Source organism: Streptomyces sp. adm13(2018) (assembly GCF_008042145.1).
GTDB lineage: Bacteria > Actinomycetota > Actinomycetes > Streptomycetales > Streptomycetaceae > Streptomyces.
In genome coordinates this window covers 1-16,482 of sequence record NZ_RDBH01000262.1, presented here as the reverse complement: position 1 = coordinate 16,482, position 16,482 = coordinate 1, and the positions used below count along the sequence as shown (strand labels likewise).

The window sequence follows — 16,482 nt, the reverse complement described above, 5'->3', positions numbered from 1 at the left end:
CACGGCGTTCGCCTGTGTCCGCCTCGGTGCCCTCAGCCGCGCACCGCTCCCGACCGGGCGTCGAGCCGCAGGCTCTCCTCGAAGCCGGGCAGGATGCCCAGCTCCCCGGCCTCGGCGAGCGTCGGAGCCGTGCGGTCGCGCTCCGACAGCAGCAGGTCGAGACCGTCCGGGAAGGGGAGGCCGAGCTCCGGGTCCAGCGGGTGGATGGCGTGCTCCCGCTGCGGCTCGTACCCCGTGGACAGCAGATACGAGATCGTGGTGTCGTCCTCGAGCGCCACGAAGAGGTGCCCCACCCCGATCGGGATGTGCACCGACCGGCAGTCCACGGGGTCGAGCTCGACGGAGTCCCACATGCCGAAGGTGGGCGATCCGACCCTGGTGTCGACGATGAAGTCCAGGGCCCTCCCACGTGTGCAGTAGGCGTACTTCCCCATGCCCGGAGGTACGGCGGTGAAGTGGATGCCCCGCACGACACCCCGCTTGGAGACGCTGTAGCTGGACTGCACGACGGGGTAGAGCGGCCGCCCCAGGGCCTCGGTGAACACGTCCTCCTGATAGGGGGAGAGGAAGACTCCCCGAGGGTCGCCGAACACCTGCGGGGTGAACTCGTAGGCCCCTTCGATCTTCAACTCGCGTACCTGCACCGGTTGCTCCTCACATCGATCGACGTACTCGGGTGGTGGGGGAAGGGCACTCAGAACGGGCCCTGGAAGCCGGCGCTCACACTGGCCAGCCGAGGCAGCACCGCACCGGCCTCCCCGCACACGTCGAGGCAGGCCGACACGATGCTGCTCGCGTTCGGGTGGAACGCCTCCTCCAGCGGGTGCGACACGGGGGCGGGGCTGTCGGGCAGGGACACGCGACGGACCGGGGCGCGCAGCGCGTGCGGGACGTGCTCGGCCACCACCGCGGCCACCTCGGCGGTGAACCCGTACCGGGCCCAGCTGGTGTCGGCGACGACGAGCCGGCCGGTCTTGGCGACGGACTCGCAGATGATCCCCTCGTCCAGCGGCCGGAGGCTGCGGACGTCGACCACCTCCACGCTGATACCGCGCTCGGCCAGTTGCTCCGCCGCGCGCTCCGCCTCGTGCACCATCAACGACGCCGCCACGACGGTGACATCGGTGCCCGCGCGCGCGATCCGGCCGACCCCGAAGGGGACCGGCAGCGGCTCCTCGGGCACCTCGCCGACGAGGGGGTACAGGTTGCGGTTCTCGATCAGCACGACGGGGGTGTCGCCGGTCAGGGCCTGGACGAGCATGCCCTTGGCGTCGGCGGGCGTGGCGGGCGTGGCCACGTGCAGACCCGCGTAGTGGGCGAACGTCGCGTGCGGGCTCTGCGAATGGGTCGAGCCCTGACCCCAGCCCCGGCCCACGACGCCGCGGGTCACCACCGGCACGCCCCCCTTGTCACCGCCGTAGGTGTAGCGCCACTTGGCCGCCATGTTCACCAGGGCGTCCATCGCCAGGAACATGAAGTCCGCGCGTACGTGCACCACGAGGGGGCGCTGTCCCGCGGCGGCCGCGCCGACGGCGATGCCGGCGGTGGCGTTCTCCGCGTTGGGCATGTCCACCACCCGGCGGGGGCCGAACCGGCGGAACGCCTCCTTCGTGGTGCCGAACGCCCCGGCCACGTCGTCGACGCCCTCACCGGCGACGAAGATCCTCTCGTCGCGTTCCATGCACTGCACGGTGGCTTCGCTGATGGCCTGCCAGTAGGTCAGGGTGCGCATGTCCGATCTCCTCTTGCCTGGAATGTGCCGCGGTCAGCGGGCCGCGGGCAGGTACGCGCCCGAGAGCAGCCCGGCGATGTCGGGGAAGGGCAGGGCCTTGGCGCGGTCGACGGCCGCGTGGACCTCCTGGCGGAACTCGGCGCGCCAGGACTCCACCAGCGTGTCGATGCCGGGAGTCTCCCCGCGTACCGCGTCGGCGGCGCGCAGGATGGGGCAGGCCGCGGTCCAGGAGTCGATCTCCTCCTGCGAGCGGAATCCGTGGTCGTGGTCCAGGCCGGGTCCGACGTGCGCACGCCAGCGGTAGGTGGCGAGTTCGAGCAGGACCGGGCCCCGGCCGTCGCGCGCGTGGTCCACCGCGTCGCGGGCCGCGTCCCGGACGGCGAAGACGTCGTTGCCGTCGACCGCGAGCGACCGCACCCCGCACGCCTCGGCGCGGCCGCGCACCGAGGTGCCCGGAGCGTGCCGGACCCCGAGCGGTGACGAGATGGAGTAGCGGTTGTTCTCGCAGACGAAGACCACCGGGATCCGGTGCACCGCGGCGAAGTTCAGCGATTCGAAGAACACGCCTTCGTCGGCGGCCCCCTCACCGAAGTAGGTGAGCGCGACCCTCGGTTCGCCGGCCCGGGCGAACGCCCAACCGGCGCCCACGGCCGCGGCGATCATCTCGCCGAGGATGGCCGCCGATCCGGCGAACCCGGCGGCCTGGTCCATCACGTGCATGGAGCCGCCCCGGCCGCGAGAGCAGCCGGCCTCCTTGCCGTACAGCTCCGCGACGAGTGCTTCGAGGTCACCGCCCTTGGCGAGGTACGGGGCGTGGGAGCGGTGTCCCGAGTAGACCCAGTCCCGCGGGGTGGTCGCCGAGCACACTCCCACCGCGGTCGCCTCCTGCCCGATGGAGAAGTGCGTGGGGGTACGCATCTCCTGCTCGTCGCGGTAGAAGTCGGCGAGCACCTCCTCCACGGTGCGGATGCGCACCATGTCCCGGATCAGCCGGGCGCGGGAGGAATCCATCATCGTCACGTCCTTTCTCTGTGATGTCGTCGTGGGCGTCACTGCGGCACGACCAGGAGGCTGCGCAGGCACGCGACGAGGCTGCGGGCCTCCACGTCGAGGTAGTAGCTGTGGCGCAGCAGGGCGGAGAGCTGCCGCAGGGTCACCCAGCGGTAGCCCGGCGGCTCGCCCTGGTCGTCGTCCGCCTCGACGATCAGGTAGCGGTTGCGGGTGTGGTGGAAACGGCCGCCCTCCTCGGAGAGGGTGGTGTCGAACCTGATGCGCTCCGGTCCCGCGGCGAGCACCTCGTCGAGGAACGCGGGCCGGGCCGCGGACGGCAGTACGGAGTAGTTGCGCGGATTGCACTGCACCGTCGGCGCGAGTTCGACCGTGTCGGTGTGCCCCGGCTCGTCCTTGGCGTGCACGAGCACGTGCAGCACGCCGCCGATGCTCCGGGTCAGGAAGGCGATGAGGCCCCGTCCACCGGCCGCGACCAGGGGCTGGGTCCAGCGGTCGACCTCGCGTCCCCGGGTCCGCACCCGGACACCCAGCACGTCGAAGAAGAGGCCGCTCTCGTGACGGATCCTGCCGTCCTCGGTGCGCCAGCCGGCGGCCTGGTCCAACGGCACCGTCCGGGCGTGGAGTTCGGCGGTGCTGCGCGCCTCCGTGATCCAGTGCAGGACCGAGGACATCGAGTGCGCCCCCTCGTCGACACCGGCCGCGCAGGACCTGAGCAGCGAGGTCCGGAACGCATCCTGGCCCGTCGACGCGTCCTCGTGCAGGCCGGGGCCTTCGAAGGGCAGGCAGGACAGCACGGTGCGTGCGTCCATGTTGACCACGTCGTCCAGGGCCAGCAGCCGGTGGATCTGCCCGAGCGTCATCCACCGGAAGCCGTCCCGTAGGACGACGGGTTCACGGACCTCGACGACCATGTTGCGGTTGCGCTTGCGGAGGAACCAGGCGCCTTGTTCGGACTGGCGCACGTCCGCGAGCACCGTGTGACGTCCGGCGTCGCGGAAGTACTCGACATAGGGGACCGGGCGCCCCCGGTGCGCGCCGGTGTAGTTGCTCCGGGTGGCCTGCACCGTGGGCGACAGCTGGACACCGTTGTGGTTGCCCGGCTCCATCTTGGCCTGCATGAGGAAGTGCGCGACCCCGTCGATCTCCGTCATCAGCAGGCCGAGGATGCCGGTCTCCGGCTGGTTGATGACCGGCTGGCACCACCGGTCGACCGCCGCCCCCGGACGCTCGACCGACAAGCCCTCCACGGAGAAGAAGCGGCCGCTCTCGTGGACCAGGTCGCCCGTGTCCGGCCTGCGGTGCCAGCCCACGAGCGCGTCCAGCGGTACGGGCTCCACCTCGGCGGCGAGGCGCTCCGCGCACTCGGTGAGCCAGCGAGCGCAGTCCGCGTCCGTGCCCGCTCTCGTGGACAGGGTCGCGGCCGAGCGCGCCAGCCGCGGAGCGTGCGCCGGGAGCGCGGTGGGCGACGCGGACACGGTCATCGCGCCGCCTCCGCCCACTCCTCGACCCGGCGCTCCAGCGTGGCGACGAAGTCGGCGGGGGAGGGCTGGGCCAGCTGCTCGTCCCGCATGCGCGCGGCGCCGGCCGTGAAGCGGGGCTCGTCGAGGAGCCGCGCGACGCGGTCGCGGACGGAGTCGGCCGTGGCGTCCGCAGCCGCCAGGGCGAGTCCGGCGTCCAGCTCCTCCTGGCGCCGGGCGATCATCCACGTGTCGTAGCCGTAGCCGAGGACCAGCTGGGGGACGCCGTGGTGCACGGCGGTGAGTCGTGAACCGATGCCCCCGTGATGCACGACGGCTGAGCAGGTGGGGAGCAGGTCGTGCAGCGGTACGAAGTCCACCAGCCGGACGTTGTCCGGGAGCGGGCCGAGCCCCGCGGCCTCCTCGGCGCCGAGCGTGGCGACGACCTCCACGTCCAGCGAGGCGAGCCCGCCGAGGATCTCGGCGACCGTGGTGCCCGTGTTCTCCAGTTCGTTGGAGCGGCCCAGGGTCAGGCACACGCGCCTGCGGCCGGCCGGCTCGCGCAGCCACTCCGGGACGACGGAGGGACCGTTGTACGGCACGTAGCGCAGTCCCTCGACAGGGCCGCCGGTGTCGAGCCGGGTGCTGGGCACCGACGTGTCGATGGTGAACCCGCCGGTGCGCAACCGCTCCGTCCAGGAGCCGCCGTGCCGGACCATGAACGGCTCGAACCACTCGCGGGTGGGGTCCTCCCGGTGCGCCACGGGCTGCTCCTCGTACCGCCGCAGGAACGCCTCGCGGGCCCGGCCGATGAAGTCGAGACCGTAGACGAACCGGGCGTGCGGCACCCCGAGGAGTTCGGCCACCACCGCGCCCGCGACGGTCAGCTGCTCCCAGACGACCAGATCGGGCTGCCAATGGCGTGCGTACGCCAGGAGTTCCTCGATCATCGTGTCGGTGTTGATCCCGGTGTAGAGAGCGGGGACGAGCACCTTCTCCAGGCCCAGCAGCCCCTCCCAGCCCCAGGCCGACGCGTCGGACCTCGGCCAGTCGAAGGAGCCGAGGAAGTCGGAGGCGCCGGCGCCCATCAACCGGGCGTACAGCGCGGGTTCGTAGGGGTCGTCGGCATACCAGGCGGGCGTGCCGACCGGCACCGCGGTCATGCCGGCCCCGGTGGAGGTCTCCGTCAGGTCCGGGTGTCCGGCGACCCGTACCTCGTGGCCGGCCGCGCGCAGCGCCCAGGCCAGGGGCAGCATCGGCTGGAAATGCGTCGGGTGGGGCATGCTGACGAAAAGGATCTTCACGCTGGGTACTTCCTCACTGGGCCCGTCCGGTGGCGGCGGGCCGTCGTCGGTCAGCCCGAGACGACGGGGCAGGCGAGCAGGGACGGGGACACGGGTGCGGCGGTGCGGCGGACCCGAAGCCCGGTGGCAGACCGGGGGCGCAGCGCGGCGAGCGCGAGCAGACCCCGCGCGGCGCACGTCACGGCGAAGGACAGAGCATCCGTGCCGGCCGCGCCCGGCACGCGTACGGCCGCCAGCTCGTCCGCGGAGCGGTCCGGATCGAAGCGGTCCGGGCAGGAGAACACCTCGGGATCGCGGTTGGCGGCCCCCAGGTGCGACACGACCCGCTCCCCGGCCTCGATCTCCTCGCCGGCCAGGACGCACCCGGTCTCCGCCGTCGCCGCTTCGAGGCGTACGGGCGGGGCCAGGCGCAGCGTCTCCAGCACCGTGCGCCGCACGCGGTCGGGGTCCTGGTCCCACAGGTTCCGGGAGAGGCCGGGCTCACCGTCCGGCGGCAGGCCGAGTACGACGGCGTCGGTCACCAGGTCGGTCGCCATCGAGGTCCCCGCGACGGCGACGGCCAGTCCCCCGGCGGCGCCCTCGGGAACGAGCCGCCGCAGGGCCGCCACAGCCTGCGCGATCGCACGGGTGCGGGCCCCGCTCTGTGCGTAGAAGGGAGCGTCGAGTGCTCCGGCGGCCCCCACGGCGGCGGTGCGCAGGGTCTGTTCGGCGTCCGGGCCGAGCCCCCACGCGGCCGCCAGGGTGCCGACGGCCGCGTCGCGTGCGACGTCCACCAGGTCCGGTCCTTCGCCCGCCCGCTCCAGGGCCCGTTGCCAGGCCTGATCGGCGTGGTCCGGCGACCCGGCCTCGGCATCCGGCCACGGCAGGCCCCCGGGGCCGCCCGCCAGGTCCGGGAGCGGGACGAGGCGCAGGGCGGGGGACGACTGCGCGGCGGTGACGGACGCGTGGCGCGCGGCGACACGGTCGCCGGTGCCGCTGCGGGTCAGCGGGCGCTCGCGCAGCCGCCCCCAGTGGGCCCGGGGGTCGTCGTCGAGCCCCCGCAGCAGCGCCGCGTGGCTGTCGCCGCGCGCCGCCTCGAGCCACACCAGGGCCTGCCGCAACTGCAGTCGGCGCGCCAGACCGCGCTCGGTGGTGTCCACGCTGGGTTGTCCTTTCTGGCGGGGGCTCGGGAGCCCCCTGGTCACGGCTTGAGGAAGGGCGGGAGGCGCACGTCGTGATCACGACGGGACCCGTATGTCAGGTCAGTACGGCCGTGCGGGCGGCACCACGGTGGGCCGGGTCGTCGACGTCATGACCGTGGAGCCAGTCGACGGCCGTCAACAGGTCGTCCTGGGACAGCGCCGCGAGCATCGCGTCGCGCTCGGCGGCCGCGGCGCCCCGCGGGTGGTAGAGGGCGTGCCCCATCCACGACGAGACCTCCTGGACCCGGGCGGCGCGCTCGCCGCGCAGGGCCGCGAAGCGGGCCAGGCACCCGGCCACGTCCGCGGACGTGCCCTCCAGCACCTCGCCGAGCACCACCGCGTCCTCCAGGGCCATGCAGGCACCCTGGGCGGCGTACTGGAGCATGGCGTGGGCGGCGTCGCCCGTGAGGCAGACGCGGCCCTCGGTCCAGGTCGCGGTCGGCGGCCGGTCGCACAGCACCCAGGTCCGCCAGTCACGCCCGAGGCCGAGCAGTGCGCGAGCCTGCGGATGCAGGGAGGGGAAGGCGGCCAGGACCTCGTCGCGGCCGGTGGGGACGCCGGCCACGGCGGTGCGTGCTCCGTCGTCGCGCGTGACGGCCAGGTTCAGCTTCTCGCCGTTCGCGATGGGGTAGTGGACCATGTGCCAGCCGGGACCCGCCCACAGGTTCACCGTGTTCCACCGCAGCTCGGCCGGTACCTCGGTCATCGGTACGACGGTGCGGTGGATGGTGTGCCCCGAGACCCGCGGCGGTCCGTCGCCCAGCATCCGGGCGCGCACCCGGGAGCGGATGCCGTCCGCCCCGACCAGGGCGTCGGCCACCACCGTCCGACCGCCCGCGGTGGCCACGTGGACCGCGTCGGGCGTGTCGCGATAGCCGGTCACGGCGGTGCCGGGGTGCATGACGACCCGCTCGTGCTCCTTGCAGGCACTCAGCAGCGCGCTGTGCAGGTCGCCGCGTTGCACGACGGCGTACGGATCGCCGAACCGGCTCAGGTAGGCGTCGCCCAGAGCCATCTCGGCCAGCAGCGCGCCCGAGTCCGCGTCGAGGAGCCGCAGGGCGTCCACGCGGACGGCACGTTCCTCCACCGGTCCGGCGACGCCGAGCCGGCGCAGGGCGCGGAAGGCGTTGGGGGCCAGCTGGATACCCGCTCCGAGCTCGGCGAACTCGGCGTTGCGTTCCAGTACGTGGGCGGTGTGCCCGGCCCGGGCGACGGCGAGGGCGGACGCGAGTCCGCCGATGCCGCCGCCCGCGACGGCGATGTTCAGCACGGTGTCCACCTCGTGGTCGACGGTGACGGATGTGAGGAGGCGAGGGCCGGCCGGCCCGTGGGAGCGTCGGCCGGCGGGGCGAGCAGGGCGGCCACCGTCCCGGTCAGGACGGCCACCCCGTCCCGGCTCAGCAGCGACTCCGGGTGGAACTGGAGCGAGGCGAAGCCGGGTCCGCGCAGCCCGTGCACCTGCCCGGTGTCCGGGTCGCGGCTGATCTCCACGGGGGCGTCGAGCCAGGGGACCTCGACCATGTCGTCGGCGCAGCTCAGCGCGAAGGTGTTGTAGAAGCCCGCGACGACGTGCTCGCCGAAGTGGCTGATCTTCCGCTGCACGCCCTGGTTGGGCCGGTCGCGGCGCACGAGTTGCAGTCCGAGCAGAAGGCCGAGCACCTGGTGGCTCAGACACACCGCGAGGAACGGCGTCGAGGTGTCCAGCATCCTCCGGATCGAGTGACGGAGCGCGGTGATGCGGGCGCTTCCGGCGTCACGGGGGTCACCGGGGCCCGGCCCCATGACCACCAGGTCGTACCCGGTGGTGCCGCCGGGGTCGTCGTGGCGCCGTACGTCGACGCGGAGTCCGAGGGAGCGGAGCACCACGGCGATCATCGCCGTGAAGTCGTCCTCCGCGTCCACGACCAGAACGCGCCGACCCTCGTACGGTCGCGGCGCGGCCGGGACGGTGGTGGTCGGCGAGAGGTCCAGCCAGAACGGTGCGAGATCCGCGTTGCGGTCCTCCAGGGCCGCGCGCACCAGCGGGTGGCCGGAAAGCCCGGAGCCCGTCGCCCGGCGGGTCGCCGAGGGCCCGGCCACGCCCAGGGCGCCGAGCACGCCGCGCGCCTTGGCGTGCGTCTCGGCCACCTCCGAGAGCGGGTCCGAGTCGCGCACCAGCGTCGCGCCGACCGCGAGGCGCAGCCTGCGGCCCGTGACGGCCGTCGTGCGCAGCAGGATCGCCGAGTCCAGCGACGGGTTGCCGTTGACGTCCCGGCTGATCAGGGCGACGACGCCGCTGTAGTAGCCCCGCCCACGCGGCTCGTACTCCCGGACGACCCGGCAGGCGCTCTCCAGCGGGCTGCCGATCACCGTGGGGGCGAACATCGACTCGCGGAGTATGTCGCGGACGTCCCGGGTGGTACTGCCCTGGATGAGGTACTCGGTGTGGGCGAGGGTGGCCATCTCCTTGAGGTACGGACCGACGACCCGACCGCCCCCGTCGCAGATGCGGGCCATCATCTTCAGTTCCTCGTCGACCACCATGCGCAGTTCGGCCGTCTCCTTGGGATCGGCGAGGAAGCGCATCACGTCGTCGAGGCCGGGGCCGCCGGGCGGGTAGCGCAGTGTGCCGCTGATGGGGTTCATGACGGCCGTGCCGTCGAAGAGGCTGATGTGCCGCTCGGGGGTGGCGCCGACGAAGGTCCGGTCGCCGGTGTGCACCACGAACGTCCAGTACGCGCCGCGTTCGCCGCCGAGCAGCCTGCGGAACAGACTGAGCGCCACGGCGGGCGTCCAGTCGGTCAGGTCGGCGGTGAAGGCCCGGCTGATGACGAAGTTGGCCCCCGAGCCGTTCCCGATCTCCTCCTCCAGGACCCGGCGAACGAGAGAGGCGTAGGCCTCGTCGTCGATGTCGAAGCGTCCGTTCGACACGTCGACCGGTACGTCGGGCAGCAGGGCCAGGGCCTCGTCGAGGGGGTGGGCGGCCTGGTCGGAGATGCTGAGGGCGAGCAGGGGAGAGCCGTCGTCGTGGCAGGCGAAGCCCCGTTCGACGACCTGGCGGTAGGGGACCAGGACGAGCGTTTCGTGGCCCGGTCCCGCCTCCCGCGGCCGGTGAGCCGGCGGTATGTCGGCGAGCCGGGTCACCTCGTTCACGTCTCCGAGCAGGAGCTCCACCTTGTCGCCCACGGCCTCGGGGCGGTGCAGCAGGGCGAAGTCGGGGGCGTCCCCGGTGAGCACGCGGCCCAGGAGCTCCCGGAAGCGACAGTCCTCGGACGTCATCGCCTCAGTCCTGTCCGACGAGTTCGGCCGCGCCGAGTTCGGCGAGGACGGAGTCCGTGGGAAGGACCACCGAGCACCGGGCGGCGGCGTACTCCAGGGCGGACCGGTGGTGGGATTCGGAGAAGTCGGCGACGGCGTCCGCGACGAGGAAGGTCTCGACGTCGTGGGTGAAGGCGTCCACCGCCGTCATCAGGCAGCCGACGTGGGCGTACACGCCGCAGATGATCAGCTGGTCGCGGCCCAGGCGCCCGAGGTGCTCCCGCAGGCCGTTCCCGTGAAAGGCGCTGTAGCGCCACTTCGTGAAGACGGAGTCCGCCGCGTCCCGCGGGGCCGGCGCCACCTCGTCGATGATCGCGCGGTGCTCGGGCGCCGTCTGCATGCCCGGCCCCCAGAAGTCCCTGAGCAGACCGCGCTGGCTTTGCGTCATGTCCCCGGGCTGAGCGGTGTAGACGACCGGAATGCCCAGGCTCCGGGCCCGCTCGACGAGCCTGCGGGTGTTGGAGACCAGACTGAGCGCGGGTTCCTGGCCGGTGGGGAAGGGGGCCACGAAGTAGCGCTGCATGTCGTGCACCAGGACGGCGGCACGTCGCGGATCAGGGCGCCAGGAGGCCGTGTTCGCGGGGAGCTCGTCCTGCTGCGGCATGGGGTAGGGGGCGATGCCGGGTATGGCCATGGGGATGTTCTCCTGGTGGAGTCGGACCGGATGTCGTACGACCGGTGGGGACGCTGGCCTGGGGTTCTCCGGAGGTGTCCGCCGTCCGCCCGCGAGCCGGGCGGGACCGCCGGACGCCTCTCAACGGCCCAGCGCCGCGCCTCCGTCGACCTGGAGGTCGTGCATGGTGATGTGCGCGGCTCGCTCGGACAGCAGGAACGCCACGGCGTCCGCGATGTGCTCGGGGGTGGCGAACCTGCCGAGCGGGATGCCGACGCGGAAGTCCTCCGGGGACCCGTGCAGCGACCGTTCGGGGCCGCTGTCGTCCGACCAGAGGGAGCGGAGCATGGCGGTGTCGGTGGAGCCGGGGCAGACGGCGTTGCAGCGCACGCCGTGGCGGGCGAGTTCCAGACCGAGGTTCTTGGTGAAGGCGACCGCGGCGGCCTTCGACGCGGCGTACGCGGCCATCCCGGTCCGGGGGACGACCGCCGCGTTCGAGGCGACCGTCACGATGGAACCGCGACCCCGTCCGGCCATGCGGCGTGCGACGGCGGTGGAGACCCGGAAGACGCCGGAGGCGTTGACCGCGAAGGTGTGCTCCCAGTCCTCCTCGCCCAGCGTCAGCACGGGGGCGGCGAGCATCACGCCGGCCACGTTGACGAGCCGGTCGATCGGGCCCAGCCGCTCCTCCACCGCGGCGACGGCCGCCTCCACCGCGGAGGCGGAGGTGACGTCCGCGGCGAACGCGGTCACCGGAAGGCCCTTGGCCCGGGCCGTCCGCTCCAGTTCGGCGAGGGAGGGGGTGTCGAGATCGAGGGCGGCCACGTGGACGCCCGCCTCGGCGAGGGTGCGCACCACGGCTTCACCGATACCACCGGTCGCGCCGGTCACCAGCGCGACGCCGCCCACGAGTTCGGCGGACGGTCGACTGCCGGTGTCTTCGCTGATCTTCAAAGCTGCTTCTCCTCACATCACTTGGGGCCGAACGGGGTCGCCGGAGGCCGGCAGGAGCCGATCTGCGGCCGCCCTGTCAGGCATGCCAGGACCTGGCGAGGTGGCCGGCCTGGGGCAGGTTGAGCCGGGGGTCGCAGAGCGTGGTGTACGGACCCGCGGGAGCCTCGTCCGGGGACCACACGCACTCGGCGATCTCCCGGGCGGTGGCCTCCAGGTGCAGGCCGCCCGCGACACCGCGCTCGGCGAGCACCACGTCCTGGAACGCCTCGACCTCGTCGACGAGCTCCGCCACGACGCGCGTCTTGCGGCCGTCGGCGGCGGTCACGGTGTTTCCGTGCATGGGGTCGCACAACCAGATCACCGGGTGGCCGGCCGCCCGTACCGCCCGCACCAGCGGGGGAAGCGCGGTGCGGACGCGGCCCGCGCCCATCCGGGCCACCAGGGTGAGCCGCCCGGGGCTGCGGCCGGGGTCCAGTGCGGCGCACAGGGTCAGCAGTTCGGCCTCCGTCGTGGTGGGGCCGACCTTGCAGGCCACCGGGTTGACGACCCGGGAGAGCAGTCCGACGTGGGCCCCCCCGGGCTGCCGGGTGCGTTCGCCGATCCACGGAAGGTGGGTGGAGGCCAGGAGCACCGCGCCGTCCGGTAGTTCGCGAAGCATCGGCTGTTCGTAGTCGAGCAGCAGCGCCTCGTGGCTGGTGTACACGGACGCGTCGCCGGCCGGAGTCGGTGCGCGTCCCTGCGCGGCCAGCGACGAGTGGACGGTGGCGGCGAGGTCGTAGCACCGGAGCAGCCGACGGGGGTCGGGGCGGCGTGCCGACGGGTCGGGCTCGGGCGCGTTCACCATCGGACCCCGGTAGGCGGGGAGTTCGCGACCGCCGACCCGTTCCACGGGGTGCGAGCGCGGCTTGGCGAACTGGCCCGCCATCCGGCCGATGCGCAGGACACCCCGCCCGGTACCGTCCTCCATCGCGGCGGCCAGCCCGTCGAGCAGACGCAGGGTGCCGCGCACCCCGTCCGGGGTGCAGTGCGCCGGGTCCTCCGCGCAGTCGCCCGCCTGTAGAACGCGCAGGCTGCCCGCGGCGACCTCCCCGAGCAGGGCCCTCAGCCGGGCGGTCTCCTCGGCGGTGACGAGACCGGGGCGGCCTGCGAGCGTCGCGCGGACGTGTCCCAGCACCTGCCGGTCGGGCCAGGCGGGCTGCTGCTCCGCTACGGGGTGCGGGGCCGCCCCATCGGCTCTCACCGCGTGGACCCCGGCCGTACTCTGCCCCACCTGGTTTCCCCTCCTGGATATGTCGACGTAGCCGCTCGGACGGTTCGGGTATTCGAGCCAGGGGGAAATTCCCGTCGAATTCCGGCCGTGATCTCCGGGCAGTGCGGCACGTAATTGATCCGCAAGGTACGTGCCCCTCGCGACTTCAGTCAAGTGTCAATAGCGGCACGTCAGAGACCATTTACCTGCATTGTCGATGCGGTTGCCTGCAAGGATTCCGAGAATGTGCGGCTGCATGCATCGCTTTAGCTTTAATTGTTTCCGGGCTCAACGTGAAGAGGCTTTACAGGATTCTTCCGGTTGATTTATGTTCCTGCCGTCGTGCTGTTCTCGGGCGGCCGATCGCCATGCTCTTATTTCCCAGGAGGAGTACATGCAGAAGGGCACGCACCTGCTCGTCACCGGGGGCGCGGGCTTCATCGGCTCCCACTACGTCCGCATGCTGCTCCGGTCGGCCGACGCCGAGGTGAGCGCGGTCACCGTCCTGGACAAGCTCACCTACGCCGGCAACCGTGCCAACCTCGCGGACCTGGCCGGCGACGACCGGCTGCGCTTCCGGCAGGGCGACATCTGCGACCGTGGCACCCTCGACGCGGTGCTGCCAGGCGTCGACACGGTGGTGCACTTCGCGGCGGAGTCCCACGTCGACCGCTCGATCGAGGACAGCGGCGCGTTCCTCCGGACCAACGTCCTGGGGACGCAGAGCCTCCTGGACGCCTCGCTCCACCACCGGGTGCGCACCTTCGTGCACATCTCCACGGACGAGGTGTACGGGTCGATCGAGCACGGCTCCTGGGACGAGAACCAACCCGTACGACCCAACTCCCCCTACTCCGCGTCGAAGGCGTCGTCCGATCTCCTGGCCCTGGCCTGCCACCGCACTCACGGCCTCGACGTGCGCGTCACCCGCTGCTCGAACAACTACGGGCCGATGCAGCACCCGGAGAAGGTCGTCCCCCTCTTCACGACCCGGCTCCTCGACGGATTCTCCGTGCCGCTGTACGGAGACGGGGCCAACGTGCGTGACTGGCTGCACGTCGAGGACCACTGCCGCGGCATCGACCTCGTGCGCCGTGCGGGCCGGCCCGGCGAGATCTACAACCTCGGCGGCGGCCGGGAGCTGAGCAACCGGGAGCTCACCGGGCGACTCCTCGGCGCCACCGGGCGGACCTGGTCCTCGGTCGAACGGGTGGCCGACCGCAAGGGGCACGATCTGCGCTACTCGGTCGACTGGAGCAAGGCGCGGGACGAGCTCGGCTACCGGCCGCTCCACGACTTCGACACCCAACTGGCCGCCACCGTCGGCTGGTACCGGGACAACCCCGGCTGGTGGCGAGCGCCCGGTGCCGACCTGCCGCCCCGTACCCGACGACCCGACGTGCCGGCCGGCACCGTCGGCTGACCGCCCCCGAGGCAAGGAAACCCATCGCGATGCGCGGAATTCTGCTGGCCGGCGGCTCCGGGACCAGGCTGCTGCCGTTGACCACCACCAGCTCCAAGCAACTGCTGCCCGTCTACGACAAGCCCCTGGTGTACTACCCCCTGTCGGTGCTGATGCTCGCCGGGATGCGCGAGATCCTGATCATCACCAACAGCAGCCACCTCGAAGCCTTCCGATCCCTGTTCGGCGACGGCAGCCGCCTCGGTCTCGACCTGCGGTACGCGGTGCAGGACGAGGCGCGCGGAATCGCCGAAGCGCTCGTCATCGGACGCGAGTTCGCGGGTGACGAGGACGTCTGCCTGATCCTCGGCGACAACATCTTCTACGGCCAGGGGCTGCCCGCCACGCTGCACCGGGCCGCGCAGGAGGTCGACGGCTGCACCGTCTTCGGCTACCCCGTCTCCGACCCCGAACGCTACGGCGTCGCCGTCCTCGACGCCGGGGGCGAGCTCGTGGACATCGTGGAGAAGCCCGCGGAACCACCGTCCAACATCGCCGTCACCGGGCTGTACATGTACAGCAACGACGCCCTGGGGTACGCCGAGAAGATCTCACCCTCGGCCCGCGGCGAACTGGAGATCTCCGACGTCAACCGCCTCCTCGTGCAGGAGGGGCGCAGCCGGATCGTCCAGCTCGGCCGGGGCAACGCGTGGATCGACGCGGGCACCCACGACAGCCTCATGGAGGCGAGCCAGTACGTACAGGTCCTCCAGAAACGCCAGGGCATGCAGATCGCCTGTCTGGAGGAGACCGCCTTCCGCATGGGCTTCATCGGCATGGACCAGCTCAGGGAACTCGCCGACCAGCTCACCGCCGGCTCCGTGTACGGACGGCACGTCAGGGCCCTCGCCCGGGTCTGACCCCACACCACCCCGATTCAGGAGATCCCCATGGACAGCGCCGCGGGTGCCGTGCGCCACCCACGACTCGATTCCCTCACCGGAGCCCGGTTCATCGCCGCGGCCCTGGTGTTCGTCTGCCACCTCGCCACGGCCGGCATCTTCGCCCCGGGCTCCGGCGCCGCCGACGGCCTGATGACCGCCACGAAGACCGCCGGGACCATCGGTGTCTCCTTCTTCTTCGTCCTCAGCGGCTTCGTCCTGACCTGGTCGGCACGCCCGGGGGAGACGTACACCCGGGTCCTGCGCCGCCGGCTGGTGAAGATCTTCCCCAACCACCTGGTGACCTTCGCGCTGGCGATGGCCGTGTACGCCGCGGCCGCCACTCCGCTCGGCACGGCCGTGCTCAACCTGCTGCTGTTGCAGTCCTGGTCGTCCGACCCCTCGGTCTTCCTCAGCGTCAACGGGGCCAGCTGGTCGCTCTCCTGCGAGCTGCTCTTCTACGCCCTTTTCCCGCTCCTGCTGCCGCTGGTCGCCCGGATCCGCGCGGGCCGTCTGTGGTGGTGGGCCGGCGGCTTCGCCGCCGCCGTCATGCTGCTGCCTCTCGTGGCCACCCGTCTGCTGCCGTCGTCGCCCGCCTTCCCGACGGTGGGGGCGTGGCTGGACGGCGTCTCCGTCGAAGGCCTGTGGTTCGTCTACATCTTCCCGCTGTCCAGGCTGCTGGAGTTCGTCCTCGGCATGCTGATGGCACGCGTCGTCCTCAGCGGCCGGTGGATCGGGCTGGGCGCGCTGCCCGCCGCGGCACTGACCGTGGTGGCCTACGTCCTGGGCCTGTACACCCCGATGCTGTTCACCGCGGCAGCCGTGACCGTCGTTCCGCTCGCTCTGTTCATCGCCGCACTAGCCTCCGCCGACGCCGGGGGCCTGCGGACGGGCCTCACCTCCCGCGTGATGCGTCGCCTGGGCGAGGTGTCGTTCGCCTTCTACCTCCTTCACGGCATCGTCCTGGCCTTCGTCGGTGAGCGGATCGCCGGAGCGGCACACCCGCTGACGACGGTGCAGAGCGTGCTCGTCTCCCTGGCCGCCCTGGTGGTCGGCCTCCTGCTGTCCCTGGCCCTCTACCACGGGGTGGAGACGCCGGTCATGCGCCGCTGGGGCGGACCCCGCCGTGTCGCGGACGCGGCGCCGCCCGTAGGGGCTCAGCTCCCCGAGCACGCGAGGGAAGGCGCCCTGCCCCGGGCCTGAGAAGGCTCGCGCCCCGGTGCGTGCGTCGCACGTCCTCGCCACCGTGTCGAAGGGCAGCCAGCCGACCTTGGTGCCGGTCGCGGCGCTCAGCTCGTCGGCGACCGCCGCCGGTGCGCTGACCAGCAGCTCGGCCTCGAG

At 72.4% G+C, this 16,482-nt stretch carries 14 protein-coding genes; 3 read left to right on the top strand and 11 right to left on the bottom strand.

Annotated features, from left to right (window positions below; translation table 11 throughout):
• Window positions 1–32 precede the first annotated feature (32 nt).
• From EAO70_RS36380 to EAO70_RS36330, 11 genes are all read right to left on the bottom strand, one after another.
• Window positions 33–644 carry a dTDP-4-dehydrorhamnose 3,5-epimerase family protein gene (locus tag EAO70_RS36380; RefSeq protein WP_148007055.1) on the bottom strand — a complete coding sequence of 204 codons (612 nt, stop codon included), beginning with the start codon at window positions 642–644 and terminating at the stop codon, window positions 33–35.
• Window positions 645–694: 50 nt separating this feature from the next.
• A complete protein-coding gene (locus EAO70_RS36375) occupies window positions 695–1,732 on the bottom strand; it encodes an alpha-ketoacid dehydrogenase subunit beta (RefSeq protein ID WP_148007054.1) in 1,038 nt (345 codons plus the stop codon).
• Window positions 1,733–1,765: 33 nt separating this feature from the next.
• A complete protein-coding gene (locus EAO70_RS36370; RefSeq protein ID WP_261993234.1) occupies window positions 1,766–2,746 on the bottom strand; it encodes a thiamine pyrophosphate-dependent dehydrogenase E1 component subunit alpha in 981 nt (326 codons plus the stop codon).
• 35 nt (window positions 2,747–2,781) lie between these two features.
• The gene (locus tag EAO70_RS36365) at window positions 2,782–4,224 is read right to left on the bottom strand and encodes an NDP-hexose 2,3-dehydratase family protein (protein WP_148007053.1); all 1,443 of its coding nucleotides are present in this window, start codon (window positions 4,222–4,224) and stop codon (window positions 2,782–2,784) included.
• Entirely contained in the window at window positions 4,221–5,504 is a 1,284-nt protein-coding gene (locus EAO70_RS36360; protein WP_148007052.1) for an activator-dependent family glycosyltransferase, read from the bottom strand. The genes EAO70_RS36365 and EAO70_RS36360 overlap by 4 nt, the downstream gene beginning before the upstream one ends.
• A 50-nt stretch (window positions 5,505–5,554) precedes the next feature.
• Entirely contained in the window at window positions 5,555–6,643 is a 1,089-nt protein-coding gene (locus tag EAO70_RS36355) for a cytochrome P450 (protein ID WP_148007051.1), read from the bottom strand.
• Window positions 6,644–6,740: 97 nt separating this feature from the next.
• Window positions 6,741–7,955 carry an FAD-dependent monooxygenase gene (locus EAO70_RS36350; RefSeq protein WP_148007050.1) on the bottom strand — a complete coding sequence of 405 codons (1,215 nt, stop codon included), beginning with the start codon at window positions 7,953–7,955 and terminating at the stop codon, window positions 6,741–6,743.
• A complete protein-coding gene (locus EAO70_RS36345) occupies window positions 7,949–9,943 on the bottom strand; it encodes an anthranilate synthase family protein (RefSeq protein ID WP_148007049.1) in 1,995 nt (664 codons plus the stop codon). Before EAO70_RS36345 ends, EAO70_RS36350 begins: the two co-directional genes overlap by 7 nt.
• Before the next feature lie 4 nt (window positions 9,944–9,947).
• The gene (locus EAO70_RS36340) at window positions 9,948–10,616 is read right to left on the bottom strand and encodes an isochorismatase family protein (protein ID WP_148007048.1); all 669 of its coding nucleotides are present in this window, start codon (window positions 10,614–10,616) and stop codon (window positions 9,948–9,950) included.
• 120 nt (window positions 10,617–10,736) lie between these two features.
• Window positions 10,737–11,549: a 2,3-dihydro-2,3-dihydroxybenzoate dehydrogenase gene (locus EAO70_RS36335; RefSeq protein ID WP_261993233.1), complete on the bottom strand. Its 813-nt coding sequence runs from the start codon at window positions 11,547–11,549 to the stop codon at window positions 10,737–10,739.
• A gap of 76 nt (window positions 11,550–11,625) precedes the next feature.
• A complete protein-coding gene (locus EAO70_RS36330) occupies window positions 11,626–12,819 on the bottom strand; it encodes a 3-deoxy-7-phosphoheptulonate synthase (RefSeq protein ID WP_148007047.1) in 1,194 nt (397 codons plus the stop codon).
• 373 nt (window positions 12,820–13,192) lie between these two features.
• Between EAO70_RS36330 and rfbB the strand changes: the two genes are divergently transcribed.
• Genes rfbB through EAO70_RS36315 form a run of 3 tightly spaced genes read left to right on the top strand, consistent with a single transcriptional unit; the run spans window position 13,193 to window position 16,344 of the window.
• A complete protein-coding gene (gene rfbB / locus EAO70_RS36325) occupies window positions 13,193–14,221 on the top strand; it encodes a dTDP-glucose 4,6-dehydratase (RefSeq protein WP_148007046.1) in 1,029 nt (342 codons plus the stop codon).
• 29 nt (window positions 14,222–14,250) lie between these two features.
• Window positions 14,251–15,120, top strand: a complete 870-nt coding sequence (gene rfbA / locus EAO70_RS36320; protein ID WP_148007045.1) for a glucose-1-phosphate thymidylyltransferase RfbA — start codon at window positions 14,251–14,253, stop codon at window positions 15,118–15,120.
• Window positions 15,121–15,150: 30 nt separating this feature from the next.
• A complete protein-coding gene (locus EAO70_RS36315; RefSeq protein ID WP_148007044.1) occupies window positions 15,151–16,344 on the top strand; it encodes an acyltransferase family protein in 1,194 nt (397 codons plus the stop codon).
• The last annotated feature ends 138 nt before the right edge of the window (window positions 16,345–16,482 follow it).

Bases quoted from the DNA above. Each gene is read 5' to 3' on its own strand.
- EAO70_RS36365 (WP_148007053.1), bottom strand. From the start codon at position 4,224: ATGACCGTGTCCGCGTCGCCCACCGCGCTCCCGGCGCACGCTCCGCGG.
- EAO70_RS36315 (WP_148007044.1), top strand. From the start codon at position 15,151: ATGGACAGCGCCGCGGGTGCCGTGCGCCACCCACGACTCGATTCCCTC.
- EAO70_RS36345 (WP_148007049.1), bottom strand. From the start codon at position 9,943: ATGACGTCCGAGGACTGTCGCTTCCGGGAGCTCCTGGGCCGCGTGCTC.
- rfbB (WP_148007046.1), top strand. From the start codon at position 13,193: ATGCAGAAGGGCACGCACCTGCTCGTCACCGGGGGCGCGGGCTTCATC.
- EAO70_RS36340 (WP_148007048.1), bottom strand. From the start codon at position 10,616: ATGGCCATACCCGGCATCGCCCCCTACCCCATGCCGCAGCAGGACGAG.
- EAO70_RS36370 (WP_261993234.1), bottom strand. From the start codon at position 2,746: ATGATGGATTCCTCCCGCGCCCGGCTGATCCGGGACATGGTGCGCATC.
- EAO70_RS36375 (WP_148007054.1), bottom strand. From the start codon at position 1,732: ATGCGCACCCTGACCTACTGGCAGGCCATCAGCGAAGCCACCGTGCAG.
- rfbA (WP_148007045.1), top strand. From the start codon at position 14,251: ATGCGCGGAATTCTGCTGGCCGGCGGCTCCGGGACCAGGCTGCTGCCG.